22 protein-coding genes are annotated in these 25,995 nt (G+C 70.9%); 15 read left to right on the forward strand and 7 right to left on the reverse strand.

Annotated features, from left to right (window positions below; translation table 11 throughout):
• Positions 1 to 629 (reverse strand): MBL fold metallo-hydrolase (locus AC3EUJ_RS31875; protein ID WP_431967535.1); only part of this gene is annotated, 629 nt, incomplete at its 3' end.
• Positions 630 to 633: 4 nt separating this feature from the next.
• Complete coding sequence (locus tag AC3EUJ_RS31880; protein WP_431967537.1) at positions 634 to 1,365, reverse strand: maleylpyruvate isomerase family mycothiol-dependent enzyme; 732 nt, start codon at positions 1,363 to 1,365, stop codon at positions 634 to 636.
• 209 nt (positions 1,366 to 1,574) lie between these two features.
• Between AC3EUJ_RS31880 and uvrA the strand changes: the two genes are divergently transcribed.
• The 15 genes from uvrA (at position 1,575) to pgi (ending at position 19,160) form a co-directional block, all read left to right on the forward strand.
• Positions 1,575 to 4,490 (forward strand): excinuclease ABC subunit UvrA, encoded by a 2,916-nt coding sequence (gene uvrA, locus AC3EUJ_RS31885; RefSeq protein ID WP_431967539.1) that lies wholly within the window; start codon positions 1,575 to 1,577, stop codon positions 4,488 to 4,490.
• 74 nt (positions 4,491 to 4,564) lie between these two features.
• On the forward strand, positions 4,565 to 4,984 hold the full coding sequence (locus tag AC3EUJ_RS31890) for a Rieske (2Fe-2S) protein (RefSeq protein ID WP_431967541.1): 420 nt from the start codon (positions 4,565 to 4,567) through the stop codon (positions 4,982 to 4,984).
• 39 nt (positions 4,985 to 5,023) lie between these two features.
• A complete protein-coding gene (uvrC, locus tag AC3EUJ_RS31895) occupies positions 5,024 to 7,051 on the forward strand; it encodes an excinuclease ABC subunit UvrC (RefSeq protein ID WP_431967543.1) in 2,028 nt (675 codons plus the stop codon).
• A gap of 28 nt (positions 7,052 to 7,079) precedes the next feature.
• Positions 7,080 to 8,003 carry an RNase adapter RapZ gene (gene rapZ / locus AC3EUJ_RS31900; RefSeq protein WP_431967545.1) on the forward strand — a complete coding sequence of 308 codons (924 nt, stop codon included), beginning with the start codon at positions 7,080 to 7,082 and terminating at the stop codon, positions 8,001 to 8,003.
• Complete coding sequence (locus tag AC3EUJ_RS31905; RefSeq protein WP_431967547.1) at positions 8,000 to 9,007, forward strand: gluconeogenesis factor YvcK family protein; 1,008 nt, start codon at positions 8,000 to 8,002, stop codon at positions 9,005 to 9,007. The genes rapZ and AC3EUJ_RS31905 overlap by 4 nt, the downstream gene beginning before the upstream one ends.
• Positions 8,998 to 9,975 (forward strand): DNA-binding protein WhiA, encoded by a 978-nt coding sequence (gene whiA, locus AC3EUJ_RS31910; protein ID WP_319136625.1) that lies wholly within the window; start codon positions 8,998 to 9,000, stop codon positions 9,973 to 9,975. Before AC3EUJ_RS31905 ends, whiA begins: the two co-directional genes overlap by 10 nt.
• 173 nt (positions 9,976 to 10,148) lie before the next feature.
• A complete protein-coding gene (gene gap / locus AC3EUJ_RS31915) occupies positions 10,149 to 11,153 on the forward strand; it encodes a type I glyceraldehyde-3-phosphate dehydrogenase (protein ID WP_431967549.1) in 1,005 nt (334 codons plus the stop codon).
• A 129-nt stretch (positions 11,154 to 11,282) separates the two neighbouring features.
• Complete coding sequence (locus AC3EUJ_RS31920) at positions 11,283 to 12,494, forward strand: phosphoglycerate kinase (RefSeq protein WP_431967551.1); 1,212 nt, start codon at positions 11,283 to 11,285, stop codon at positions 12,492 to 12,494.
• A gap of 4 nt (positions 12,495 to 12,498) precedes the next feature.
• Positions 12,499 to 13,275, forward strand: a complete 777-nt coding sequence (gene tpiA, locus AC3EUJ_RS31925; RefSeq protein ID WP_431967553.1) for a triose-phosphate isomerase — start codon at positions 12,499 to 12,501, stop codon at positions 13,273 to 13,275.
• A gap of 118 nt (positions 13,276 to 13,393) precedes the next feature.
• Positions 13,394 to 13,630 carry a preprotein translocase subunit SecG gene (gene secG, locus AC3EUJ_RS31930; protein ID WP_018557252.1) on the forward strand — a complete coding sequence of 79 codons (237 nt, stop codon included), beginning with the start codon at positions 13,394 to 13,396 and terminating at the stop codon, positions 13,628 to 13,630.
• Between the two features lie 162 nt (positions 13,631 to 13,792).
• Complete coding sequence (locus AC3EUJ_RS31935) at positions 13,793 to 14,128, forward strand: RNA polymerase-binding protein RbpA (protein ID WP_361803309.1); 336 nt, start codon at positions 13,793 to 13,795, stop codon at positions 14,126 to 14,128.
• 112 nt (positions 14,129 to 14,240) lie between these two features.
• The gene (locus AC3EUJ_RS31940) at positions 14,241 to 15,221 is read left to right on the forward strand and encodes an N-acetylglucosamine kinase (protein WP_431967556.1); all 981 of its coding nucleotides are present in this window, start codon (positions 14,241 to 14,243) and stop codon (positions 15,219 to 15,221) included.
• Between the two features lie 131 nt (positions 15,222 to 15,352).
• A complete protein-coding gene (locus AC3EUJ_RS31945) occupies positions 15,353 to 16,120 on the forward strand; it encodes a sugar isomerase domain-containing protein (RefSeq protein ID WP_431967558.1) in 768 nt (255 codons plus the stop codon).
• A 78-nt stretch (positions 16,121 to 16,198) separates the two neighbouring features.
• The gene (locus AC3EUJ_RS31950) at positions 16,199 to 17,452 is read left to right on the forward strand and encodes an MFS transporter (RefSeq protein WP_431967560.1); all 1,254 of its coding nucleotides are present in this window, start codon (positions 16,199 to 16,201) and stop codon (positions 17,450 to 17,452) included.
• A gap of 46 nt (positions 17,453 to 17,498) precedes the next feature.
• Entirely contained in the window at positions 17,499 to 19,160 is a 1,662-nt protein-coding gene (pgi, locus tag AC3EUJ_RS31955; protein ID WP_431967562.1) for a glucose-6-phosphate isomerase, read from the forward strand.
• 104 nt (positions 19,161 to 19,264) lie between these two features.
• On the opposite strand, the gene pgl is transcribed toward pgi, so the two are convergent.
• The 5 genes from pgl to tkt are packed head-to-tail and all read right to left on the reverse strand — an operon-like array spanning position 19,265 to position 25,820.
• Positions 19,265 to 20,047, reverse strand: coding sequence for a 6-phosphogluconolactonase (gene pgl / locus AC3EUJ_RS31960; protein ID WP_431967564.1), 783 nt, complete (start codon positions 20,045 to 20,047; stop codon positions 19,265 to 19,267).
• Positions 20,044 to 21,057, reverse strand: coding sequence for a glucose-6-phosphate dehydrogenase assembly protein OpcA (opcA, locus tag AC3EUJ_RS31965; protein ID WP_431967566.1), 1,014 nt, complete (start codon positions 21,055 to 21,057; stop codon positions 20,044 to 20,046). The genes pgl and opcA overlap by 4 nt, the downstream gene beginning before the upstream one ends.
• The gene (gene zwf, locus AC3EUJ_RS31970) at positions 21,054 to 22,577 is read right to left on the reverse strand and encodes a glucose-6-phosphate dehydrogenase (RefSeq protein ID WP_431967568.1); all 1,524 of its coding nucleotides are present in this window, start codon (positions 22,575 to 22,577) and stop codon (positions 21,054 to 21,056) included. Before zwf ends, opcA begins: the two co-directional genes overlap by 4 nt.
• 5 nt (positions 22,578 to 22,582) lie before the next feature.
• Positions 22,583 to 23,701 (reverse strand): transaldolase, encoded by a 1,119-nt coding sequence (gene tal, locus AC3EUJ_RS31975; protein ID WP_431967570.1) that lies wholly within the window; start codon positions 23,699 to 23,701, stop codon positions 22,583 to 22,585.
• A gap of 40 nt (positions 23,702 to 23,741) precedes the next feature.
• On the reverse strand, positions 23,742 to 25,820 hold the full coding sequence (tkt, locus tag AC3EUJ_RS31980) for a transketolase (protein WP_431967572.1): 2,079 nt from the start codon (positions 25,818 to 25,820) through the stop codon (positions 23,742 to 23,744).
• Positions 25,821 to 25,995: the final 175 nt, after the last annotated feature.

Raw genomic sequence — 25,995 nt, forward strand, 5'->3', positions numbered from 1 at the left:
AGGTGCGGGCGCTCGTCGCCGAGCGTGGTGTCCTTGCCGTGACCGGGGTAGACCCAGGTCTCGTCCGGGAGCCGGTCGAAGAGCTTGGCCTTGACCCCCTCGAAGAGGCTCGAGAAGTGGTCCGGGTTGTTGTGCGTGTTGCCCACGCCGCCGGGGAACAGGCAGTCCCCGGTGAAGACGTGCGGGTGCCCGTGGGGGTCGTCGTAGATCAGGACGATGCTGCCCGGCGTGTGACCGACCAGGTGCCGGGCGGTCAGTTCGACCTGGCCGACCCGGATCCGGTCACCGTCCCCGACCGGCACGTCGGTGGGGACGGGGATCCCCTCGGCGTCGTGGCGGCCCGCGTAGGTGCGCGCGCCGGTCGCGTCGAGCACGGCCTGCAGCGCCTGCCAGTGGTCGGCGTGCCGGTGCGTGGTGACCACGGACGCGAGACCGTCGTTGCCGACGACCTTCAGGAGTGTGTGCGCGTCGTTCGCCGCGTCGATGAGCAGTTGCTCGTCGGTGGCGCGGCAGCGCAGCACGTACGCGTTGTTGTCCATGGGGCCGACCGCGACCTTGGTGATGATGAGGTCCTTGAGTTCGTGCACGTCGGGCGCGCCCCCGACCGTGACCTCGCCGCTGTACGTCATGGCGTCAGCCTAGTGGCGGCAGCACCGGCAGGGGCACGTCGGGCCGGGCGGTCAGTCCCTCGCCCTCGGAGCGGCCGCTGACCCAGGCGAGCAGGGCGTGGCGGGGCCCGGCGACGGTGAGTTCGGGCTCGTTGGCGGCACCGATCACCCACTTCTCGCCGCTGTCGGTGTCGTGGATGCGCACGGCGGCGACGCCCTCGTGGCCCGCCAGGTCGTCGATGATGGCGCCGAGTTCCCGGGTCGCGAAGTCCTCGGGGAGGTGCGCGCAGGTGTACTCCAGGCCGAGGTCGACGTGGTGGAAGTAGATCTCCATGAGCCGGAGGTACGGGATCTCCGCGGCGGCGATCACCCGGCCGGAGCGCATGACGACCTGCGCGGCCCAGTTCTGGGCCGGGAGCTCCTCGATGGCCAGCGCCAGCCGGTCCGCCGAGACGCGAAGGTCGTCCAGGTGCTCGGCGAGCGTGCGGCCGGCGCCTTCCTCGATGTCCTTGTTCCGGCTGTCGGTGCTCTCGTACTGCGGGGTCTCCTCACCGGTGCGCGCCCAGGTCATCAGGTTCACCAGGGAGTCGGCGTTGCGCGCCAGGTGGGCCAGCACGTGGCCGCGGGTCCAGCCGGGCAGCCGTGACGGCTCGGCGACGCACGCGGGGGGCATGGCGGCCACCGTGTCGATCAGTCGTTCGGTGGCCTCTCGGAGCTCGGCCGCATCGTGGTCGGGGTCGGGTCGTTGGACAGACACGGGGCCTCCTGGTCGGACCGGTCGACGTCGCCACGCAGACGCTAGCGCGGGACACTCATTCGGGTGAAGCTGCCGCACCGATGCCGGAAATCGAATGTGCGTGCTATAGGCTCGCTGTCATCGCAACCGGAAGAAAACTCGTCGGCGCCCCGTTTACGCTGTCTGGGGGTGCTGTCCCCTTGTCTGCCTTTTGAAAGGTGCGCACTGGCGTGGCCGATCGTCTCACCGTCCGTGGCGCTCGCGAGCACAATCTGAAGAACGTCTCGCTCGACCTGCCACGGGACTCGCTCATCGTGTTCACCGGCCTCTCGGGGTCGGGCAAGTCCTCCTTGGCGTTCGACACGATCTTCGCCGAGGGCCAGCGCCGTTACGTGGAGTCGCTCTCCTCCTACGCACGGCAGTTCCTCGGCCAGATGGACAAGCCGGACGTCGACTTCATCGAGGGCCTGTCGCCCGCGGTCTCGATCGACCAGAAGTCCACCTCGCGCAACCCGCGCTCGACGGTCGGGACGATCACCGAGGTCTACGACTACCTCCGTCTGCTCTTCGCGCGCATCGGCAAGCCGCACTGCCCCGAGTGCGGCCGGCCCATCTCCCGGCAGTCGCCCCAGGCGATCGTGGACCGGGTGCTGGAGCTGGAGGAGGGCACCCGCTTCCAGGTGCTCTCGCCGCTGGTGCGCGAGCGCAAGGGCGAGTTCGTGGACCTCTTCTCAGACCTGCAGACCAAGGGCTACAGCCGGGCCCGGGTGGACGGCGCGACCGTCCAGCTGACCGACCCGCCGAAGCTGAAGAAGCAGGAGAAGCACACCATTGAGGTGGTGATCGACCGCCTCACCGTCAAGGAGAGCGCCAAGCGCCGGCTGACCGACTCGGTCGAGACAGCCCTGGGCCTCTCCGGCGGCATGGTGATCCTGGACTTCGTCGACCTGCCCGAGGACGACCCGCAGCGTGAGCGGATGTTCTCCGAGCACCTCTACTGCCCGTACGACGACCTGTCCTTCGAAGAGCTGGAGCCACGCTCCTTCTCCTTCAACTCGCCCTTCGGCGCCTGCCCGGAGTGCACCGGCATCGGCACCCGCATGGAGGTCGACCCGGAGCTCATCGTCCCCGACGAGGACAAGTCCCTCGACGAGGGCGCCATCGCCCCCTGGTCGCTCGGTCACACCCGGGACTACTTCCAGCGCCTGATCGGCGCGCTCGCCGACGAGCTGGGCTTCCGTACCGACATCCCCTGGGCCGGGCTGCCGCAGCGCGCGAAGAAGGCCCTGCTCAACGGTCACAAGACGCAGATCGCGGTGCGCTACCGCAACCGCTACGGGCGCGAGCGCTCCTACACCACCTCCTTCGAGGGCGCGATCCCCTTCGTCCGGCGCCGGCACGCGGAGTCCGAGAGTGACTCCAGCCGCGAGCGCTTCGAGGGATACATGCGCGAGGTGCCCTGCCCCACCTGTGAGGGCACCCGCCTCAAGCCGATCGTGCTGGCGGTCACCGTCCAGGGGAAGTCCATCGCCGAGGTCGCCGCGATGTCCATCAGCGACTGCGCGGAGTTCCTGCGTGGCATGAAGCTGAGCGCGCGCGAGAGGACCATCGCCGAGCGGGTGCTCAAGGAGGTCAACGAGCGGCTGCGCTTCCTGGTCGACGTCGGCCTGGACTACCTCTCGCTCAACCGGGCGGCCGGCACCCTCTCCGGCGGTGAGGCCCAGCGCATCCGGCTGGCCACGCAGATCGGTTCGGGTCTGGTGGGTGTGCTCTATGTGCTGGACGAGCCGTCGATCGGCCTCCACCAGCGCGACAACCACCGGCTCATCGAGACCCTGGTGCGGCTGCGCGACCTCGGCAACACCCTGATCGTGGTGGAGCACGACGAGGACACCATCAAGACCTCCGACTGGGTCGTGGACATCGGTCCGGGCGCCGGCGAGCACGGCGGCAAGGTGGTGCACAGCGGTTCACTCAAGGAACTGCTGCGGAACAAGGAGTCGCTGACCGGCCAGTATCTGGCGGGCAAGCGCCAGATCCCGATCCCGGAGATGCGCCGCCCGGTCAACGGCGAGCGCCGGCTGACCGTGCACGGCGCCCGGGAGAACAATCTGCGGGACATCGACGTGTCCTTCCCGCTGGGCGTCTTCACGGCGGTCACCGGGGTCTCCGGGTCCGGAAAGTCCACCCTGGTCAACGACATCCTCTACACCCATCTGGCCCGTGAGCTGAACGGCGCCAGGGGCGTCCCGGGTCGGCACACCCGGGTCGCCGGGGACGACCTGGTCGACAAGGTGGTCCACGTCGACCAGTCGCCGATCGGCCGCACCCCGCGGTCCAACCCGGCCACGTACACCGGGGTCTTCGACCACGTCCGCAAGCTCTTCGCGGAGACGATGGAGGCGAAGGTGCGCGGCTACCTGCCGGGCCGCTTCTCCTTCAACGTCAAGGGCGGCCGCTGCGAGAACTGCTCCGGCGACGGCACCATCAAGATCGAGATGAACTTCCTCCCGGACGTCTATGTGCCGTGCGAGGTCTGCCACGGTGCCCGGTACAACCGGGAGACCCTGGAGGTCCACTACAAGGGCAAGTCCATCGCCGAGGTCCTGGACATGCCGATCTCCGAGGCGCTGGAGTTCTTCGAGGCCGTCCCGACGATCTCACGGCACCTGCGCACCCTGACCGAGGTCGGGCTGGGCTACGTGCGGCTGGGCCAGTCCGCCACGACCCTGTCCGGTGGCGAGGCGCAGCGCGTGAAGCTCGCCTCCGAGCTGCAGAAGCGCTCCACCGGCCGCACGGTCTACGTGCTGGACGAGCCGACGACGGGTCTGCACTTCGAGGACATCAGCAAGCTGATCAAGGTGCTCTCCGGACTGGTCGAGAAGGGCAACTCCGTGATCGTCATCGAGCACAACCTCGATGTGATCAAGACGGCGGACTGGGTCATCGACATGGGCCCCGAGGGCGGCAGCGGCGGCGGTCTGGTGATCGCCGAGGGCACCCCCGAGCAGGTCGCGGGGGTGGGCGCGAGCCACACCGGCAAGTTCCTCAGGGACATCCTGGGCGCCGAGCGGGTCTCCGACGCCCCGCCCGTCCCGGCGAAGAAGCGGGCGGCCCCGCGGAAGCGGGCGGCGGCGAAGGCCTGACAGCCGGCTCAGAGTTTCGGCACGTAAGGTGCAGGTTTCAAGCTCTTTCCTTACGTGCCGAAGCGGAGTCCCCCATGGCTGACGTCACCGAACTGCCCCCCTGCCGTCGTACCGTCCTGAAGGGCGCGGCCCTTGCGGGCGTGGCCGGGGTCGGCCTCACCGCCTGCGGTGGCTCCGGCGCCGCGGTCTCCGACGGCCCCGTCGAACTGGGCGCGGCCACCGAGGTCCCGGTCGGCGGCGCCAAGCTCTACCGCGAGGCCAGGATCGTCGTCGCACAGCCCACGCAGGGCAGCTACCAGGCCTTCAGCGCCGTGTGCACCCACCAGGGCTGCACCTGCGACAAGGTGGAGGACACCGCCCTGTCCTGCCCCTGCCACGGCAGCGTGTTCGACGCCGCCACCGGCGCCGTCCGCCAGGGCCCGGCGACCAAGCCGCTGAGCAAGGTCGACGTCCAGGTCAAGGGCGGCAGGCTCGTCGCCGTGACAGGGGGCTGACACGGCGGGAATGTCACCGTCAATCAGTAGGGTGGGGGCATGGCCGATCCCTCCAGCTACCGCCCCAAGCCGGGACAGATTCCGGACTCTCCCGGGGTGTACAAGTTCCGGGACCAGCACGGCCGGGTGATCTACGTCGGGAAGGCGAAGAGCCTGCGCCAGCGGCTCTCCTCGTACTTCCAGGACCTCGCGAACCTGCACCAGCGCACCCGCACGATGGTCACCACCGCCGCCTCCGTGGAATGGACGGTGGTGACCACCGAGGTCGAGGCGCTGCAGCTGGAGTACTCCTGGATCAAGGAGTTCGACCCGCGCTTCAACGTGAAGTACCGGGACGACAAGAGCTACCCCTCGCTCGCCGTCACCCTGAACGAGGAGTTCCCCCGCGTCCAGGTGATGCGCGGCCCCAAGCGCAAGGGCGTGCGCTACTTCGGCCCTTACGCGCACGCCTGGGCGATCCGCGAGACCGTGGACCTGCTGCTGCGGGTCTTCCCCGTACGCACCTGCTCCTCCGGGGTGTTCAAGCGCTCCGCGCAGATCGGCCGCCCCTGCCTGCTGGGCTACATCGGCAAGTGCTCGGCCCCCTGCGTCGGCCGGGTCAGCGCCGGGGAGCACCGCGAACTGGCCGAGGAGTTCTGCGACTTCATGGCCGGCCGTACCGGCACCTACCTGCGCCGCCTGGAGCAGCAGATGAGGGACGCGGCGGCCGCGATGGAGTACGAGAAGGCGGCCCGGCTCCGCGACGACATCGAGGCGCTCAAGCGAGCCATGGAGAAGAACGCGGTCGTCCTCGCCGACGCCACCGACGCCGACCTGATCGCCGTCGCCGAGGACGAGCTGGAGGCCGCCGTCCAGATCTTCCACGTCCGCGGCGGCCGGGTGCGCGGTCAGCGCGGCTGGGTCACCGACCGGGTCGAGGAGGTCGGCACCGCCGAGCTGGTCGAGCACGCCCTGCAGCAGCTGTACGGCGACGAGCGGGGCGAAGGGGTGCCCAAGGAGGTGCTGGTGCCCGCGCTGCCCGAGCCGTACGAGCCGGTGCAGCAGTGGCTCACCGGGCGCCGAGGCTCCCAGGTCAGCCTGCGGATACCGCAGCGCGGTGACAAGAAGGACCTGATGGCCACCGTGCAGCGCAACGCCCAGCAGGCATTGGCGCTGCACAAGACCAGGCGCGCCTCCGACCTCACCACGCGCTCACGCGCACTGGAGGAGATCGCCGAGGCGCTGGACCTGGACTCGGCCCCGCTGCGCATCGAGTGCTTCGACATCTCCCACCTCCAGGGCGACGACGTCGTGGCCTCGATGGTGGTCTTCGAGGACGGGCTGGCCCGCAAGAGCGAGTACCGCCGCTTCCAGATCAAGAGCTTCGCCGGCCAGGACGACGTCCGGTCGATGCACGAGGTGGTCTCCCGGCGCTTCCGCCGCTACCTGCTGGAGAAGCAGAAGACCGGCGAGTGGGTCGACGGGGACGGCGACGGCGGCAAGGGGAACGGCGGCGAGGGGAACGGCGGCGAGGTCGCCGGCGGTCCCATCGACCCGGACACGGGCAGGCCGCGCAAGTTCGCCTACCCGCCGCAACTGGTCGTCGTCGACGGCGGGCAGCCGCAGGTCGCCGCCGCCCGGCGGGCCCTGGACGAGCTCGGCGTGGAGGACGTGGCCGTGTGCGGCCTGGCCAAGCGCCTGGAGGAGGTCTGGCTGCCCGGCGAGGACGACCCGGTGATCCTCCCGCGCACCAGCGAGGGCCTGTACCTGCTGCAGCGGGTCCGTGACGAGGCCCACCGCTTCGCCATCGCCTACCAGCGCAACAAGCGTTCCAAGTCGATGAAGGCCGGTGCCCTGGACTCGGTGCCGGGCCTCGGCGAGAGCCGCCGGCAGGCGCTGCTGAAGCACTTCGGCTCGCTCAAGCGGCTGCGGGTGGCGACGGTCGAGCAGATCTGCGAGGTCCCCGGGGTCGGCCGGCGCACCGCCGAGGCCGTGCTCGCCGCGCTGGCCGGGGCCGCCCCGGCCGGACCGGCGGTGAACACCGCCACAGGAGAGATCATTGAGGAAGAGGGACGGCCGGTCCGGTGACCGTCCCCACGGAACGGGGGCACGACTCATGAACGCGAACGACGGAGACGGAGAACAGGTGACGACCGGAGGAGCGGGCGAGGCGGCCGAGGCCATCCCCGAACTCGTGATCATCTCGGGCATGTCGGGTGCCGGCCGCAGCCACGCGGCCAAGTGCCTGGAGGACCTCGGCTGGTTCGTCGTGGACAACCTGCCGCCGGCCCTCATCCCCACCATGGTCGACCTCGGAGCCCGCTCCCAGGGCAACGTGGCACGGATCGCCGTGGTCGTGGACGTCCGCGGCCGGCGCTTCTTCGACAACCTCCGCGAGTCCCTCGCGGACCTGGACTCCAAGGGCGTCAAGCGCCGGGTGCTCTTCCTCGAGGCCTCGGACGAGACGCTGGTGCGCCGCTTCGAGTCGGTGCGCCGCCCGCACCCGCTGCAGGGCGACGGACGCATCGTCGACGGCATCGCCAAGGAGCGGGAGCTGCTGAGCGAGCTGCGCGGGGACGCCGACCTGGTGATCGACACCTCCAGCCTCAACGTCCACGAGCTGCGGGCCAAGATGGACGCTCAGTTCGCCGGCGAGGAGGAGCCGGAGCTGCGGGCCACCGTCATGTCCTTCGGCTTCAAGTACGGCCTTCCCGTCGACGCCGACCTGGTCGCCGACTGCCGTTTCCTGCCCAACCCGCACTGGGTGCCGGAGCTGCGCCCGTACACCGGTCTCAACGACGAGGTCGCCACCTACGTCTTCAACCAGCCCGGCGCCAAGGAGTTCCTGGACCGCTACGCGGAGTTGCTGCACATCGTCAACGCCGGCTACCGCCGCGAGGGCAAGCGCTATGTGACCATCGCGGTCGGCTGCACCGGTGGCAAGCACCGCAGCGTCGCCATGTCCGAGCGTCTCGCCGCGCGACTGTCCGCCGACGGAGTGGAGACGGTGGTCGTCCACCGGGACATGGGGCGCGAGTGATCAGGACGACTCGGCGCTTGCGCCGGTCGGCAGGGCGCAGTGGGGCCACGCCCAAGGTCGTGGCATTGGGAGGCGGGCATGGACTGTCCGCCTCCCTGTCCGCCTTGCGCCGCATCACCCAGGACCTGACCGCGGTGGTCACGGTCGCCGACGACGGCGGCTCCAGCGGCCGCCTGCGTCAGGAGATGGGGGTGCTGCCGCCCGGAGATCTGCGCAAGGCGCTGGCCGCGCTGTGCGGGGACGACGAGTGGGGCCGCACCTGGTCCCAGGTCGTCCAGCACCGCTTCGTCAGCCAGGGCGAACTGCACGGCCACGCCGTGGGCAACCTGCTGATCGTGGCCCTGTGGGAGCAGCTCGGCGACCCCGTGGCGGCCCTGGAGTGGGTGGGCCGGCTGCTCGGCGCCCACGGCAGGGTGCTGCCCATGTCCGCTGTGCCGCTGGAGCTCACCGCCCTGGTACGAGGCCACGACCCGGCGAAGCCGGACGAGGTCACGACCGTGCACGGCCAGGCCACCGTCGCCCTCACCCCCGGTGAGGTGCAGGAGGTGCAACTGGTGCCGCACGACCCGCCGGCCGTCCCCGAGGCGGTGCAGTCCGTGCTCGACGCGGACTGGGTGGTGCTCGGCCCGGGTTCCTGGTTCTCCTCCGTGATGCCCCACCTGCTGGTGCCCGATCTGGTGGCCGCGCTCATGGAGACCCGGGCCCGCAAGGTGCTCGCGCTCAACCTCGCACCGCAACCGGGTGAGACCGAGGGCTTTTCTCCGCAGCGTCACTTGGAGGTTTTGGCCCGACACGCCCCTAAACTCACCATCGACGTGGTGCTGGCCGACGAGGCCGCCGTACTCGACCGCGACAGCCTCATACAGGCAGCCGAGCGTTTGTCGGGCACGGTGGAGCTGGCCCGGATCGCCGCCCCCGACGGGCCGCGGCACGATCCGGAACTGCTGGCGGCCGCGTTCGACCGGATTTTTCGTATGCATGGAAGGATCGGCCCATGGCGATGACGGCAGCGGTGAAGGACGAGATCTCCCGGCTTCCCGTCACCCGGACCTGCTGCCGCAAGGCGGAGGTCTCGGCGATCCTGAGGTTCGCGGGCGGACTCCACCTGGTCAGCGGGCGCATCGTGATCGAGGCGGAGCTGGACACCGGTATCGCCGCGCGGAGGCTGCGCAAGGACATCCTGGAGATCTTCGGGCACTCCTCCGACCTGGTGGTCATGGCGCCCGGCGGGCTGCGCCGCGGCAGCCGGTACGTGGTGCGGGTGGTCGCCGGCGGTGACCAGCTGGCCCGCCAGACCGGGCTCGTGGACGGCCGCGGCCGCCCCATCCGGGGCCTGCCCCCGCAGGTCGTCTCCGGGGCCACCTGCGACGCCGAGGCCGCCTGGCGCGGGGCGTTCCTGGCCCACGGCTCGCTGACCGAGCCGGGCCGTTCCTCGTCCCTGGAGGTCACCTGCCCCGGCCCCGAGGCGGCCCTTGCCCTGGTCGGTGCCGCCCGCCGGCTGCAGATCGCCGCCAAGGCGCGCGAGGTCCGCAACGTCGACCGGGTGGTCGTCCGTGACGGTGACGCCATCGGCGCGCTGTTGACGCGGCTCGGCGCGCACGAGTCCGTGCTGGCGTGGGAGGAGCGGCGGATGCGGCGCGAGGTGCGCGCCACCGCCAACCGGCTCGCCAACTTCGACGACGCCAACCTGCGCCGCTCGGCCCGCGCCGCGGTCGCCGCGGGCGCGCGCGTGCAGCGGGCGCTGGAGATCCTCGGCGACGACGTGCCCGAGCACCTCGCGGCGGCCGGCCGGCTGCGCATGGACCACAAGCAGGCCTCGCTGGAGGAGCTCGGCTCGCTCGCCGAACCGCCGCTCACCAAGGACGCGGTGGCGGGCCGGATCCGGCGACTGCTGGCGATGGCCGACAAGCGCGCCTCGGACCTCGGCATCCCGGGCACCGAGTCCAACCTGACCGAGGAGATGGTGGGCTGAGCCCGTCGCGGCCTGCCCGCCCCGTCCGGTTACCGGTCCGTACGGCGGGCACCCGTGGCGCCGATGTCACCGGCGGGTGCCCGGGGAGGTAGGGTCGTCCTTGGTCGGGGACATCCCAATACGTCGCAGCCGGAGCGAAATGGCCTCCGGCACACCAGCGAGGAGATCGGTTCGTGACGATCCGCGTAGGCATCAACGGCTTTGGTCGCATCGGTCGCAACTTCTTCCGTGCCGCCCTGGACCAGGGTGCGGACATCGAGATCGTGGCTGTCAACGACCTGGGTGACACGGCGACCACCGCCCACCTGCTCAAGTACGACACGATCCTGGGCCGCCTCAAGGCCGAGGTCTCGCACACCGCCGACTCCATCACCGTCGACGGCCACACCATCAAGGTGCTGTCCGAGCGCAACCCCGCCGACATCCCGTGGGGCGAGCTCGGGGTCGACATCGTGATCGAGTCCACCGGCATCTTCACCAAGGCCGCCGACGCCAAGAAGCACCTCGACGGCGGCGCCAAGAAGGTCATCATCTCGGCGCCGGCCTCGGACGAGGACATCACCATCGTGATGGGCGTCAACAACGAGAAGTACGACCCCGCGAAGCACAACATCATCTCCAACGCGTCCTGCACCACCAACTGCGTGGCGCCGATGGCCAAGGTCCTCGACGAGAACTTCGGCATCGTCAAGGGTCTGATGACCACCGTGCACGCGTACACCAACGACCAGCGCATCCTGGACTTCCCGCACAAGGACCTGCGCCGCGCTCGTGCCGCCGCGGAGAACATCATCCCGACCTCGACGGGTGCCGCGAAGGCGACCGCCCTGGTGCTGCCGCAGCTGAAGGGCAAGCTGGACGGCATCGCCATGCGCGTCCCGGTCCCGACCGGCTCCGTGACCGACCTGGTCATCGAGCTCGAGCGCGAGGTCACCAAGGACGAGGTCAACGCCGCCTTCCAGAAGGCCTCCGAGGGCCAGCTCAAGGGCATCCTGGAGTACACCGAGGACCCGATCGTCTCCTCGGACATCGTCAACTGGCCGGCCTCCTGCACCTTCGACTCCTCGCTGACGATGGCGCAGGGCAAGCAGGTCAAGGTCATCGGCTGGTACGACAACGAGTGGGGCTACTCCAACCGTCTCGTCGACCTGACCGTCTTCGTCGGCGGCCAGCTCTGACACCCGCTCGACCACCCGTCATGCGATGAGGACAGGGTCCGAACGACGTGCTGTCGTCCGGGCCCTGTCCCATGACGTGGCGGTGCGAGCGATCCGACCCGTCAGGACCAAGGCAGGGGAGCCTCCACCATGAAGACGATCGACGAACTCGTCGACGAGGGGGTCGGTGGCAAGCGCGTGTTCGTGCGCGCCGACCTCAACGTGCCGCTGTCCGGCACCACCATCACCGACGACGGCCGCATCCGCGCCGTCGTGCCGACCATCGCCAAGCTGGCCGCGGCCGGCGCCAAGGTGATCGTCGCCTCCCACCTGGGTCGCCCCAAGGGTGCGCCCGACCCGCAGTTCTCGCTCGCTCCCGTCGCGGCGCGCCTGGGCGAACTCCTCGGCACGCAGGTTGCCTTCGCAGCCGACACGGTCGGCGAGAGCGCCCGCGCGACGGTGGCCGCCCTCGCCGACGGCTCGGTGGCGCTGCTGGAGAACCTGCGCTTCAACCCGGGCGAGACCAGCAAGGACGACGCCGAGCGCGGTGCCTTCGCCGAGCAGCTGGCCGCGCTGGCCGAGCTGTACGTCGGTGACGGCTTCGGCGCGGTGCACCGCAAGCACGCCTCCGTCTACGACCTTCCAGCCCGGCTGCCGCACGCCGCCGGCCTGCTGATCGCCACCGAGGTCGCGGTGCTGAGGAAGCTCACCGAGGAGGTGTCCCGTCCGTACGCGGTGGTGCTGGGCGGCGCCAAGGTCTCCGACAAGCTGGGGGTCATCGACCACCTGCTGGAGCGCGCCGACCGGATCCTGATCGGTGGCGGCATGGTCTACACCTTCCTCAAGGCCCAAGGCCACGAGGTGGGCAGCAGCCTGCTGCAGGAGGACCAGCTCCCCGCGGTCACCGAGTACCTGGAGCGCGCGAAGGCCAAGGGCGTGGAGTTCGTGCTGCCCGTGGACGTCGTCGCCGCGCCGTCCTTCCCGGACCTGAAGAACCCGGTCGCCGGCAACCCCGTGACCGTGCCCGTCGACGCCTTCCCCGGCGACCTGATGGGCCTGGACATCGGTCCGGAGTCCCGCAAGCTCTTCGCCTCGAAGCTCGCCGACGCGGCCACCGTCTTCTGGAACGGCCCGATGGGCGTCTTCGAGCACCCCGACTACGCCGAGGGCACCCGCGCGGTCGCCCAGGCGCTCATCGACAGTCCAGCGTTCACCGTGGTCGGCGGCGGCGACTCGGCCGCGGCCGTCCGCATCCTGGGCTTCGACGAGACCGCTTTCGGCCACATCTCGACCGGTGGTGGCGCGAGCCTCGAATACCTCGAGGGCAAGACGCTCCCCGGCCTCGCCGCACTGGAGGACTGATCCGATGACCACGCGCACGCCGATCATGGCGGGCAACTGGAAGATGAACCTCAACCACCTCGAGGCCATCGCCCACGTCCAGAAGCTCGCCTTCGCGCTCAACGACAAGGACCTCGACGCCGTCGAGGCCGTCGTGCTGCCGCCCTTCACCGACCTACGGGGTGTGCAGACCCTGATCGAGGCCGACAAGCTGAAGATCAAGTACGGCGCCCAGGACCTGTCGGCGCACGACTCCGGCGCCTACACCGGTGAGATCTCCGGCGCGATGCTGGCCAAGCTGAAGTGCTCGTACGTGGTCATCGGCCACTCGGAGCGCCGCCAGTACCACCATGAGACCGACGAGCAGGTGAACGCCAAGGTCAAGGCGGCGTTCCGGCACGAGCTGACGCCGATCGTCTGCGTCGGCGAGGGTCTGGACGTCCGCAAGTCCGGCGAGCAGGTGGCGTTCACCCTCGCCCAGGTCGACGGCGCGCTGAAGGACATTCCGGCCGAGCAGGCCGGGACCCTGGTCATCGCCTACGAGCCGGTGTGGGCCATCGGCACCGGCGAGGTCGCCACTCCCGAGGACGCCCAGGAGGTCTGCGGGGCGATCCGCGGTCGTCTGGCCGAGCTGTACGGCCAGGAGGTGGCCGACGCGATCCGCATCCAGTACGGCGGCTCGGTCAAGGCCGGCAACATCGCGGCGATCATGGCGCAGCCGGACGTGGACGGCGCCCTGGTCGGCGGCGCGGCGCTGGACTCGGAGGAGTTCGTCAGGATCATCCGCTTCCGCGACCAGTAAGTTTCGCGGCAGTAGGCTGTCGGGCCCTGCCCGAAGTACTCTGTCGGGGGTCGGAGCGCTGCGCGGCAGCGGCCCGGCCCCCGCGTCGTCCTAGGTCACCGAGAGAGTTGGTCCAGCTGTGGTCATCGGGTTCTCCATCGCCCTCATCATCTTCAGCCTGCTGCTGTTGCTGCTCGTGCTGATGCACAAGGGCAAGGGCGGCGGTCTGTCCGACATGTTCGGCGGCGGCATGCAGTCGTCCGTCGGCGGTTCCTCGGTGGCCGAACGCAACCTCGACCGGATCACGGTTGTCATCGGTTTGCTGTGGTTTGCCTGCATCGTCGCTCTCGGCCTTCTGCTGAAGTTCCAGAAGTGACCGAGTCCCCGGCTTCCGGGGAGAACTGACGCCTCGTCGCCGGCGCGGCTTATCATGGGAGCGCGTCATGGGATACGGTGCCCTTTCCCCGCAGGCGCGGGGGTGAACCGGTCTCCGTAAACTGGGCGACCTCGCAGCACCATCACGCAGGGAGTTACGACCGTGGCAAGTGGCAACGCGATCCGTGGCAGTCGGGTCGGGGCGGGGCCGATGGGAGAGGCCGAGCGGGGCGAGTCCGCGCCGCGGCTGCGCATCTCCTTCTGGTGCTCCAACGGGCACGAGACCCGGCCGAGTTTCGCGAGCGACGCGCAGATCCCGGAGACCTGGGACTGCCCGCGCTGCGGCTTCCCGGCCGGACAGGACGAGGAGAACCCCCCGGCGCCACCGCGCACCGAGCCGTACAAGACGCACCTGGCGTACGTGCGGGAACGGCGCAGCGCGGCCGACGGCGAGGCGATCCTCGCCGAGGCGCTCGCCAAGCTGCGCGGCGAGATCTGAGCCGTCCCGGCAGAAGCTCCACGGGCCCGGCCCGCGAGGAAGACCCTTCTTTCGCGGACCGGGCCCGTCGCGTCCCTTCGACTGTGCGTAACCAAAACGTATACTCCGTGTCGTGTCTCTGGTGATCGGCATCGATGCGGGCGGAACCCGGACGCGCGCCTACCTGGCCGAGGCGACGCCCGACGGCGTGGTGCTCGGCGAGGGTGAGGGCGGGCCCGGCAACGCGATGACCGTCGAGCGCGTGGCGCTGACGCAGCACCTCGCGGACGCCATCCGCGGCGCGGTCCCGGAGGACCGCAGGGGCGAGGTCACGGCCGTCGTGGGCGGCTTCGCCGGCGCGGCCCTCGGCACCGGCCCCGAGACGGGGCACGAACTGGCCACCTCCTGTCTGCGGGCGGCGCTCGACGGTCACGGCGTCGGCACTTCCGACGTGACGGTCTGCGGCGACATCGAGGTCGCCTTCGCCTCCGCGCCGGGCACGCCGGCGGACGGTCTGGCCCTGGTCGCCGGGACGGGGGCCGTCGCGTCGCGGATCGAGAAGCGCCGCCAGACCCTCGTCGCGGACGGCAACGGCTGGCTGGTCGGCGACGAGGGCAGCGGCTTCTGGCTGGGCCGCGAGGTCATGCGTGCCGCCCTGCGCGCGCTGGATGGTCGCGGGCCGTGGACGATCCTCGTCGAGGCCGTGCTCTCCCACTACATGGGCTCTCCCGGAGGCCCGTACCTGGCGCAGGAGCGTCCCGGCGGACACGAGTGCCATGTGCTGCGCAACCGTCTGGTGCCGATGGTGTACGCCGAACCCCCCGTCAGGCTGGCGCGGTTGAGCCCGCTCGCGGTCGCCGCCGACCGGGACGGCGACGAGGTCGCCGCGGCCCTGCTGGACGACGCCGCCGACGAACTCGCCGTCACCGTCGCCGCGCTCGATCCGCGCCCGGGCGAACCCCTGGTCGTCACTGGCGGGTTGCTGGGGCCGACGGGGCCGCTGCTCGGCCGGGTCGTGGCCCGCGCGGAGGAGATGGATCTGAACGTCCTGCCGGTGCACGACGGCGGCGCGGGCGCGCTGGCGCTGGCCCGGCTGCGGGTGAACGGGGACTGAGCGGGAACGAAGCGGACGGTTCGGACGGCCCCGACAGGACGTGCGCGCCGGGGGATTGACGTGGACTAGACCTCTCGTCCATCGTTTCGGGGGAGCATCCGCCGGATCACTGGACTCAGGGGGACTCGGCCATGGCCGACGACGTGACGACCACCGCCGCACGCTTCGCCGACGAGGCGAGGACGGTCATCGACCGCGTGGTCGCCGCCAACAAGGACTCCGTGGCCGCCGCCGCCCGGCTGCTCGCCGACTGCGTCGCCGCGGACGGCATCGTCCAGGCCTTCGGGACCGGCCACTCGCAGGCCACGGCGCTGGAGATCGCCGGACGTGCCGGCGGGCTCATCCCCACCAACCGCATCGGGCTGTCCGACCTGGTGCTCCGGGGCGGTGAGGACCTCTCGGTGCTCTCCGACCCGCTGCTGGAGCGTTCGCCGGGGCTCGGCAAGCGGCTGTACGAGCTGGCCGCCCCGCATCCGCGGGACGTCTTCGTCGTGATCTCCAACTCCGGCGTCAACAACTCGATCGTCGACTTCGCACTCCACGTGAAGGATGCCGGGCACCCGCTGATCGCCCTCACCTCGCTGCGGCACACCCGTTCCGTCCCGGCGCTGCACGCGAGCGGCAAGCACCTGGCCGACCTGGCCGACGTCGTCCTGGACAACGGGGCGCCGACCGGTGACGCCCTGCTCCCGCTGCCCGACGGCGGCTCGCTGTGCGGGATCTCCACGATCACCTCGGCGATGCTCGTCCAGATGACCGTTGCCGAGGCCGTCGGCCTGATGACCGCCGAGGGCCACCAGGCGCCGGTGTACGTCTCGGCCAACGTTCCCGGCGGCTTCGAGCGCAACCTCGTCCTGGAGCGCCACTACGGGGAGCGACTGCACCGCGGGGGCTTCTGACCCGGGCGGACGCGGCATTGTCAGTGGCCCCCGCTACGGTCTGTGACGAAGGTCGAGGACCGGTGAGCGGGGGGATCGATGAGCGTCGGCATCGCGTACGGGCAGGGGCGCGTGCCCGGGTGGCGAGGCGGGTTCGGGCGGCTGTGGACGGCCGCGGCGGTCTCGCGGTTCGGTGACGGGCTGCGCGCGGCCGCGCTGCCGCTGCTCGCCGTGGGCCTGACCGACTCGCCGCTGCTGGTCTCGCTGGTCACCGCCGCCGGTTTCGTGCCCTGGATCGTCTTCGGACTGCTCGGCGGGGCGGTGGCCGACCGGGTGGACCAGCGGCGCGCCATGTGGGCCGTGGACGCGGTACGGGGCGCGCTCACGGCCGCCTTCACGCTCGCGGTGTGGCTGGACCGGGCGGGCATCGGGCTGCTGCTCGTGCTGGCGTTCGCACTGACCACGCTGCAGACCCTCTTCGACAACGCCGCGACCTCCCTGCTGCCGGCGGTCGTACCCTCCCGTGCCCTGGGACGCGCCAACGCCCGGCTGATGACCGATCAGAGCATAGCCGCGACCTTCCTCGCCGCGCCGCTGGTGCCGGTGCTGTTCGCTCTCACGGCCGCGCTGCCCTTCGGGGTGGACGCGCTCACCTACGCCGTCGCGGCCGGGCTGGTGGCGTCGCTGCGGCGGCCCGCGCCCGAACGGGCCGCGCGGGCCGCGGGCCGCACGCTCCGGCAGGACATCGCCGAGGGCATACGGGCGCTGTGGCGGGATCGCGTGCTGCGGGCGCTGTGCACGGCCAACACCGTGGTCAACGTGGGCATCGGCGCCCTGGTGGCGACCCTGGTCCTCCAGGTCACCGGCTGGCTCCACGCGGGGCACACGGGATACGCCGTCGTGCTTGTGGCCTACGGGGCGGGCAGCGTGGCCGGAGGCGCGGCCGCGGGGCGGCTGTCCGCGCTGCTGGGCGGCCGCGTCAGGAGCCTCGCGCCGGGCCTGGCCCTGCAGGCCGGCTGCCTGGTCCTGGCAGGCACCGTGCGCTCCCTGCCGGTGACCGCGGGCACCCTGGCCGTCTTCGGCGCCCTCGGCACCGTGTGGAACGTCAACGAGACCACCCTGATGCAGCAGCGCACCCCCGAGAACTTGCTGGGCCGGGTCAGCGCGGCCATGCGCACCCTGGGAGTCGCGGGGGCCCCGCTCGGCGCCTTGCTGGGCGGCGCCGCGGCGCAGACCCTGGGGCCGAACACCCCGTTGCTGCTCGCGGCCGTGCTGCTGGGCTGCGCGTTGCCCGCTCTTCGCCCGATCGTCACCGCGCCGGACCGCGGACGTGAAACAACGACGCCCACGTAATCAACTAGTTTGGACCTGCAGCAGGAGGACGAGGAGAAGTGGACTGATGTCCGATACCAACACGCAGGGCCGAACCCGTCTCGACCAGCGGCCCGAGTGGCACGCGCTCGCCAGGCACCACGAGGAGCTGGGCGCCACCCACCTGCGGGAGCTGTTCGCCGCCGACCCGGACCGCGCCCGGCGCTTCACCGTGCAGGTCGGCGATCTCCATCTGGACTACTCCAAGCACCTGGTGACCGACGAGACGCTGCGTCTGCTGCGAGACCTCGCGGCGGCCACCGACGTCGCGGGGCTGCGGGACGCCATGTTCCGCGGCGAGAAGATCAACGTCACCGAGGACCGCGCCGTGCTGCACACGGCGCTGCGCGCCCCGCAGTCGTCCGACATCACGGTCGACGGCGTCAATGTGGTGCCCGGTGTCCACCATGTGCTCACCCGGATGGGGAGCTTCGCCCACTCCGTCCGCGCGGGCAAGTGGGTCGGCTCGACCGGACGCCGCATCAAGAACGTGGTGAACATCGGCATCGGCGGTTCCGACCTGGGACCGGCGATGGCCTACGAGGTGCTGCGCGCGTACACCGACCGCGGGCTCACCTTCCGGTTCGTCTCCAACGTGGACGGCGCCGACCTCCACGAGGCGCTGCACGACCTGGACCCCGCCGAGACGCTGTTCATCGTCGCGTCCAAGACGTTCACCACCATCGAGACCATCACCAACGCCACCTCGGCGCGCGAATGGCTGCTCAACGGGCTCGGCGGCGACGAGAACGCGGTGCGCTTCCACTTCGTGGCGGTGTCCACGAACGCGGCGGAGGTCGCCAGGTTCGGCATCGACACCGACAACATGTTCGAGTTCTGGGACTGGGTCGGCGGCCGCTACTCGTACCCGTCCGCCATCGGGCTCTCGCTGATGATCGCCATCGGCGAGGCGCAGTTCCGGGAGATGCTGGCCGGCTTCCACCTGGTCGACGAGCACTTCCGCACCGCCCCTCCGGAGGCCAACGCGCCGCTGCTGATGGGCCTGCTGGGCGTCTGGTACGGCCAGTTCTTCGACGCGCAGGCGCATGCGGTCCTGCCGTACAGCCACTATCTGTCGAAGTTCACGGCCTACCTGCAGCAACTCGACATGGAGTCCAACGGCAAGTACGTGGACCGCGAGGGACGGCCCGTCGACTGGCAGACCGGCCCGGTCGTGTGGGGCACGCCCGGCACCAACGGCCAGCACGCCTACTACCAGCTGCTGCACCAGGGCACGAAGTTCATCCCCGCGGACTTCATCGGCTTCGCAAACCCGGTCGACGAGCTGCAGTCGGCCTTCGCGGCCCAGCACGACCTGCTGATGGCCAACTTCTTCGCCCAGACGCAGGCACTGGCCTTCGGAAAGACCAGCGAGGAGGTCCGTGCCGAGGGCGTCCCGGAGGCGCAGGTACCGCACCGCACCTTCCGCGGCAACCACCCGACGACGACCATCCTCGCCAAGGAGCTCAACCCGTCGGTGCTGGGCCAGCTGGTGGCGCTGTACGAGCACAAGGTCTTCGTGCAGGGCGCGGTCTGGAACATCGACTCCTTCGACCAGTGGGGCGTCGAGCTGGGCAAGGTCCTCGCAAAGCGCGTGGAGCCCGCCCTGACCGAGGGCGCCGAGGTGCCCGGCCTGGACGCGTCCTCCAAGGCCCTGGTGGCCACCTACCGGTCGCTGCGCGGCCGCTGAGGCGTCTGACGCCCGGACGCCGAGGAACGCCGGAAAGAGAACGCCGGGCGGGCTCCGAGGAGCCCGCCCGGCGTCTTGCGTCGCCTCCCGCGCCGGTTATCGCCTCACGGCGAGGACGGCGGGTACAGCTGCGGGGGCAGCTTCGCCGCGGCCGTACGGTCCAGCAGCCACAACGTGCGGGCCCGCCCGTGGGCACCCGCCGCCGGAGCCTGGATCTCGCCGGGCCCGGACAGCGCGATGGCCACGGCGCCCGCCTTGTCCTCGCCCGCCGCCAGCAGCCACACCTCGCGGGCGGCACGGATGGCGGGCAGGGTGAGCGAGATCCGGGTCGGCGGCGGCTTGGGGGAGCCGTGCACGCCCACCACCGTGCGCTCGGTCTCGCGGACCCCCGGGTGCCCGGGGAAGAGCGAGGCCACGTGCGTGTCCGGCCCCACGCCGAGCATCAGCACGTCGAAGGAGGGCACCGGCCCGTGGTCCTCGGGCCCGGCCGCCGCCGCCAGCTCCTGCGCGTACGCCTCGGCGGCGGCGTCCGCGTCGTTGCCGAGCGGCCCGTCCGAGGACGGCATGACGTGCACCCGCGCGGGCTCGACCGGGACCGCGTCGAGCAATGCCTCACGGGCCTGGGTGTCGTTGCGGTCCGGATCGCCCGAGGGCAGGAACCGCTCGTCGCCCCACCACAGATCCAGCCGCGCCCAGTCCACCGCGTCCCGGGCCGGCGAGGCGGCCAGGGCGGCGAGCAGGGCGTTGCCGTTGCGGCCGCCGGTCAGCACCACCGAGGCGGAGCCGCGGGCGGCCTGGGCGTCCACGATCTTCGTGATCAGCCGGGCCGCCGCGGCCTGCGCCATCAGTTCCTTGTCCCGGTGGACGACCACCTGGGGTGCGGTCACTGGGCGGCCGCCTTCTTGCCCGAGCCGCCGTTCCGGCCCGGGCCCGCCGCTGCCGCGGCGGCCGGCTCGGCGGTCGCGTCCTCGGCCCGCAGCAGCTGGTCCACGCCGAACTTGACCGCGGCGGCGTACGCCTCGTCGGGGTCGAGTCGGCGCAGCTCCTCGGCGATCAAGTCCGAGGTCGCCCGCCGCTGCAGCGCCACGTGCCGGTCCGGCTGGCCGGGGATGGCCAGCTCGGCCAGCGAGCCGGTCGGCCGGTCCAGGCAGATCTCGCCGTCCGCGGTCGCCAGCCGTACGGCGGTGATGCCGGGGCCGTCGGAGATCTTCCGCTTGACGGGCACACCGAGCCGCCGGGCGAGCCACAGCCCGAGCAGCTCCGTGCTCGGGTTGTACGCCTCGCCCTCGACGACGGCGCCCTTGACCGCGGCCTGCTTCTGGTCCAGGGCCGCGGCCAGGACGCTGCGCCACGGGGTGATCCGGGTCCAGGCGAGATCGGTGTCGCCGGGGGTGTACGTCTCGGCCCGCAAGCCCAGGGCGGCGACCGGGTCCTCGGTTGCCCCCGCGTCGGTGATCCGGCGCGCCGCGAGCCGGCCCAGCAGGTCCTCGGCGGGGTTCGCCGGGGCGTCCTCGGGCCACCACACCACCACGGGGGCGTCGGGCAGCAGCAGCGGCAGGACCACGCTCTCGGCGTGGTCGGCGAGTTCGCCGTGCAGGCGGAGCAGCACCGTCTCGCCGGTGCCGGACTCGCCGCCGACGCGGACCTCGGCGTCGAGGCGGGCGCCGCGGCGGTCGCGGGGGGAGCGGCCGGGCCGCTTGATGACGACCAGGATGCGCGAGGGGTGCTCGCGCGAGGCGTCGGAGGCGGCCTTGAGGGCGTCGTAGTGGTTGCCCTCGTCGGTGACGATGACCAGGGTCAGCACCATGCCGACGGCCGGGCTGCCGATCGCGCGGCGTGCCTTGATCAGCGCGGAGTTGATCTTGCTTGAGGTGGTCTCGGTCAGGTCGATGTTCATGGCCGGCGCCAGCTCCTGCCGTCTCGTGCGAGCATCTCGTCCGCCGCCTTCGGACCCCAGGTGCCCGCCGTGTACTGCTCCGGCTTGCCGTGCCGGTCCCAGTACTCCTCGATCGGGTCCAGGATCCGCCAGGACTCCTCCACCTCCTGGTGCCGGGGGAAGAGGTTGGCGTCGCCGAGCAGCACGTCGAGGATCAGCCGCTCGTAGGCCTCCGGGCTGGACTCGGTGAAGGACTCGCCGTAGGCGAAGTCCATCGTCACGTCCCGGATCTCCATCGAGGTGCCCGGCACCTTGGAACCGAACCTGATCGTCACACCCTCGTCCGGCTGGACGCGGATGACCAGGGCGTTCTGCCCCAGCTCCTCGGTGGCCGTGTTGTCGAACGGGGAGTGCGGGGCGCGCTGGAAGACGACCGCGATCTCGGTGACGCGGCGGCCCAGGCGCTTGCCGGTGCGCAGGTAGAAGGGGACGCCGGCCCAGCGGCGGTTGTCGATGCCCAGCTTTATCGCGGCGTAGGTGTCGGTCTTGGACTTGGCGTCGATGCCGTCCTCCTCCAGGTAGCCGAGCACCTCCTCCCCGCCCTGCCAGCCGTGCGCGTACTGGCCGCGCACGGTGTGCCTGCCGAGGTCCGCCGGCAGCTTGACCGCCTGCAGCACCTTCAGCTTCTCCTGCACCAGCGACTTGGCGTCGAAGGAGGCGGGCTCCTCCATCGCGGTCAGCGCGAGCAGCTGCAGCAGGTGGTTCTGGATGACGTCGCGTGCCGCGCCGATCCCGTCGTAGTAGCCCGCGCGGCCGCCGATGCCGATGTCCTCGGCCATCGTGATCTGCACGTGGTCCACGTAGGAGCGGTTCCACAGCGGCTCGAACATCGTGTTCGCGAAGCGCAGCGCCAGGATGTTCTGGACCGTCTCCTTGCCCAGGTAGTGGTCGATCCGGAAGACGTCCTGGGAGCGGAAGACCTGGTGGACGACCTGGTTGAGCTCCTGGGCGCTGGCCAGGTCGTGGCCGAAGGGCTTCTCGATGACGGCCCGCCGCCAGGAGCCCTCCGGAGGATCGGACAGCCCGTGCTTCTTCAGCTGCTGGACCACGCTCGGGAAGAACTTGGGCGGCACCGAGAGGTAGAAGGCGAAGTTGCCGCCCGTACCGCGGGCCTTGTCCAGTTCGTCGACGGTCGCGCGCAGCTTCTCGAAGGCCTGGTCGTCGCCGAAGTCGCCGGGGACGAACCTCATCCCCTCGGAGAGCTGCTGCCAGACCTCCTCACGGAAGGGGGTGCGCGCGTGCTCCTTGACGGCGTCGTGGACGACCTGCGCGAAGTCCTCGTCCGCCCAGTCGCGGCGCGCGAAGCCGACGAGCGAGAAGCCCGGCGGCAGCAGTCCGCGATTGGCGAGGTCGTACACGGCAGGCATCAGCTTTTTACGTGACAAATCACCCGTGACGCCGAAAATCACCAGGCCCGACGGCCCCGCGATGCGCGGGAGCCGTCGGTCCGATGCGTCACGCAGCGGGTTGGCGCTGCTCAACGTGCTTACGCCTCCTTCGGCGCCAGGCGCTTGAGCTCGGCCTCGGTCGAGCCGAGCAGCTCGTTCCAGGACGCCGCGAACTTCTCGACGCCCTCGTCCTCCAGCAGCTGGACGACGTCGTCGTACGAGATGCCGAGCGCGCCGATCGCGTCCAGCTCGCCCTGGGACTGCTCGTACGTGCCGCGGATGGTGTCACCGGTGATCTCGCCGTGGTCGGCCACCGCGTCCAGCGTGGCCTCGGGCATGGTGTTGACGATGCCCGGGGCGACCAGCTCGGTCACGTACAGCGTGTCCGGGTAGGCCGGGTCCTTCACACCGGTGGAGGCCCACAGCGGACGCTGCTTGTGCGCGCCCTCGTGCTCCAGCGCCTGCCAGCGGTCGGAGGAGAAGACCTCCTCGTACGCCTGGTAGGCCAGCCGGGCGTTGGCGACGGCGGCCTTGCCCTTGAGGGCCCTGGCCTCGTCGGTGCCCAGCTTCTCCAGGCGCTTGTCGATCTCGGTGTCCACGCGGGACACGAAGAAGGAGGCCACCGAGCGGATCAGGGAGAGGTCCAGGCCCGCGGCCCGGGCCTTCTCCAGGCCCGCCAGGTAGGCGTCCATGACCTCGAGGTAGCGCTCCAGCGAGAAGATCAGCGTGACGTTGACGCTGATGCCCCTGCCGATCACCTCGGTGATGGCCGGCAGGCCCGCCTTGGTCGCCGGGATCTTGATCAGGGTGTTGGGCCGGTCCACCAGCCAGGCCAGCTGCTTGGCCTCGGCGACGGTGGCGGCGGTGTTGTGGGCCAGGCGCGGGTCGACCTCGATGGACACCCGGCCGTCCTGGCCACCGCTGGCGTCGTACAGCGGGCGCAGCACGTCGGCCGCGTCGCGCACGTCGGCGGTGGTGATCATGCGCAGGGCCTCGTCCACCGTCACCTTCCGGGCGGCGAGGTCGGCGAGCTGCTGCTCGTAGCCGTCACCGCCGGCGATCGCCTTCTGGAAGATCGAAGGGTTGGTGGTGACGCCGACCACGTGGCTCTGGTCCATGAGTTCGGCCAGGTTGCCGGAGGTGATCCGCTTGCGGGACAGGTCGTCGAGCCAGATCGCCACGCCCTCGTCGGAGAGGCGCTTGAGTGCGTCTGTCATGGGTTCTGCATCTCCTCGGTACGTCGTATGCGTCTGTGCGTCAGCGAGCGGCGGCGGCGATCGAGTCGCGTGCGGCGGCGGCCACGGCCTCTGAGGTCAGACCGAACTCGCGGTAGAGGACCTTGTAGTCGGCGCTTGCCCCGAAGTGCTCCAGGGACACGATCCGTCCCGCGTCACCGACGAAGCGGTGCCAGGTCAGCCCGATGCCGGCCTCGACGGCGACCCTCGCCCGGACGTTCGGCGGCAGGACGCCTTCGCGGTACGCCTGGTCCTGCTCCTCGAACCACTCCACGGACGGCATGGAGACCACGCGCGCCGGGATGCCGTCGGCCTGCAGCTGCTCGCGGGCCTCCACGGCCAGCTGCACCTCGGAACCGGTCGCGATCAAGATGACCTGCGGCTGACCGCCCTCGGCGTCGAGCAGCACGTACCCGCCCTTGGCCGCGTTCTCGTTGGCCGGGTAGGTCGGCACGTTCTGGCGGGTCAGCGCCACGCCGTGCGGGGCGGGCTTGGCGGTGTGGCGGCGCATGATCTCGGCCCAGGCGATCGCCGTCTCGTTGGCGTCGGCCGGCCGGACCACGTTCAGGCCGGGGATGGCGCGCAGCGCGGACAGGTGCTCGACCGGCTGGTGGGTCGGGCCGTCCTCGCCCAGGCCGATGGAGTCGTGCGTCCACACGTAGGAGACCGGCAGCTTCATCAGCGCGGCCAGGCGCACCGCCGGGCGCATGTAGTCGGAGAACACCAGGAAGGTGCCGCCGTAGACGCGGGTGTTGCCGTGCAGCGCGATGCCGTTCATCGTCGAGCCCATGGCGTGCTCGCGGATGCCGAAGTGCACGGTGCGGCCGTACGGGCTCGCCTCTGGCAGCGGGTTGTCCGCCGGGAGGAACGAGGACGAGGCGTCGATGGTGGTGTTGTTCGAGCCGGCCAGGTCGGCGGAGCCGCCCCACAGCTCGGGGATCACGCTGCCCAGCGCCTTGAGGACCTCACCGGAGGCCTTGCGGGTGGCGACGTCCTTGCCCGCGGGGAACTCGGGGACGGCGTCCTCCCAGCCGGCCGGGAGCTCGCCCGCGTGGACGCGGTCGAAGGTCCGGGCCCGCTCCGGGTTGGCGGAGCGCCACTCCTCGAACCGCTTGGTCCACTCCGCGTGGGCCTCGCGGCCGCGGTCGGCGACCTTGCGCGCGTGCGCCAGCACCTCGGGGGCGACCTCGAAGTCCTGCTCGGGGTCGAAGCCGAGCACCTTCTTGGTGGCCGCGACCTCGGCGTCACCCAGCGCCGAGCCGTGGGCGGCCTCGGTGTTCTGGGCGTTCGGGGCGGGCCAGGCGATGATCGTGCGGGCCGCGATGATCGAGGGGCGGTCGGTGACGGCCCGCGCCTTCTCGAAGGCGGCGTACAGGGCCTGGACGTCGAAGTCGCCCGAGGGGTCCTGGTCGATGCGCTGCACGTGCCAGCCGTAGGCCTCGTAGCGCTTCAGCACGTCCTCGGAGAAGGCGGTCGCGGTGTCGCCCTCGATCGAGATGTGGTTGTCGTCGTACAGGGCGATCAGATTGCCCAGCTTCTGGTGCCCGGCCAGGGAGGACGCCTCGGCGGAGATGCCCTCCTCCAGGTCGCCGTCGGAGACGATCGCCCAGATGGTGTGGTCGAAGACCGACTCGCCGGGAGCCGCGTCCGGGTCGAACAGGCCGCGCTCGTAGCGGGCGGCCATCGCCATGCCCACCGCGTTGGCGATGCCCTGGCCCAGCGGGCCGGTGGTGGTCTCCACACCCGTCGTGTGACCGTGCTCGGGGTGGCCGGGGGTGCGCGAGCCCCAGGTGCGGAAGGCCTTGAGGTCCTCCAGCTCCAGGCCGTACCCCGAAAGGAAGAGCTGCGTGTACAGCGTCAGGGATGTGTGTCCCGGCGAGAGGACGAAGCGGTCGCGACCGGTCCACCCGGCGTCCGAGGGGTCGTGCCGCATCAGCTTCTGGAACAGCAGGTAGGCCGCGGGGGCGAGGCTCATCGCCGTACCCGGATGGCCGTTGCCGACCTTCTGCACGGCATCCATCGCCAGAACCCGGGCGGTGTCAACCGCACGCTTGTCCAGCTCGGTCCACTCCAGCTCGGTGGTGGTCGGCTCGGTGCTCACCTGAGAGGGCTCCTCTCCACATGTATTACGCCGGTGACGAAGTGCACACCGGGCGTTGCCGAGCCTACCCCTGCACGTACGTGCACCTTTTCGAGTGTGGGCTCGACGGCTGCGGCAACCGATCCCCGGGCAGCGGCATTCCCTCCCCGGCACCGGTGGTGAGACCAGCGTGCCC

It is taken from the genome of Actinacidiphila sp. bgisy160, assembly GCF_057707815.1.

Coding starts and splice junctions, on each gene's coding strand:
- AC3EUJ_RS31890 (WP_431967541.1), top strand. CDS start 4,565: ATGGCTGACGTCACCGAACTGCCCCCCTGCCGTCGTACCGTCCTGAAG.
- uvrC (WP_431967543.1), top strand. CDS start 5,024: ATGGCCGATCCCTCCAGCTACCGCCCCAAGCCGGGACAGATTCCGGAC.
- rapZ (WP_431967545.1), top strand. CDS start 7,080: ATGAACGCGAACGACGGAGACGGAGAACAGGTGACGACCGGAGGAGCG.
- whiA (WP_319136625.1), top strand. CDS start 8,998: ATGGCGATGACGGCAGCGGTGAAGGACGAGATCTCCCGGCTTCCCGTC.
- AC3EUJ_RS31920 (WP_431967551.1), top strand. CDS start 11,283: ATGAAGACGATCGACGAACTCGTCGACGAGGGGGTCGGTGGCAAGCGC.
- tpiA (WP_431967553.1), top strand. CDS start 12,499: ATGACCACGCGCACGCCGATCATGGCGGGCAACTGGAAGATGAACCTC.
- AC3EUJ_RS31945 (WP_431967558.1), top strand. CDS start 15,353: ATGGCCGACGACGTGACGACCACCGCCGCACGCTTCGCCGACGAGGCG.
- AC3EUJ_RS31950 (WP_431967560.1), top strand. CDS start 16,199: ATGAGCGTCGGCATCGCGTACGGGCAGGGGCGCGTGCCCGGGTGGCGA.
- pgi (WP_431967562.1), top strand. CDS start 17,499: ATGTCCGATACCAACACGCAGGGCCGAACCCGTCTCGACCAGCGGCCC.
- opcA (WP_431967566.1), bottom strand. CDS start 21,057: ATGAACATCGACCTGACCGAGACCACCTCAAGCAAGATCAACTCCGCG.
- tal (WP_431967570.1), bottom strand. CDS start 23,701: ATGACAGACGCACTCAAGCGCCTCTCCGACGAGGGCGTGGCGATCTGG.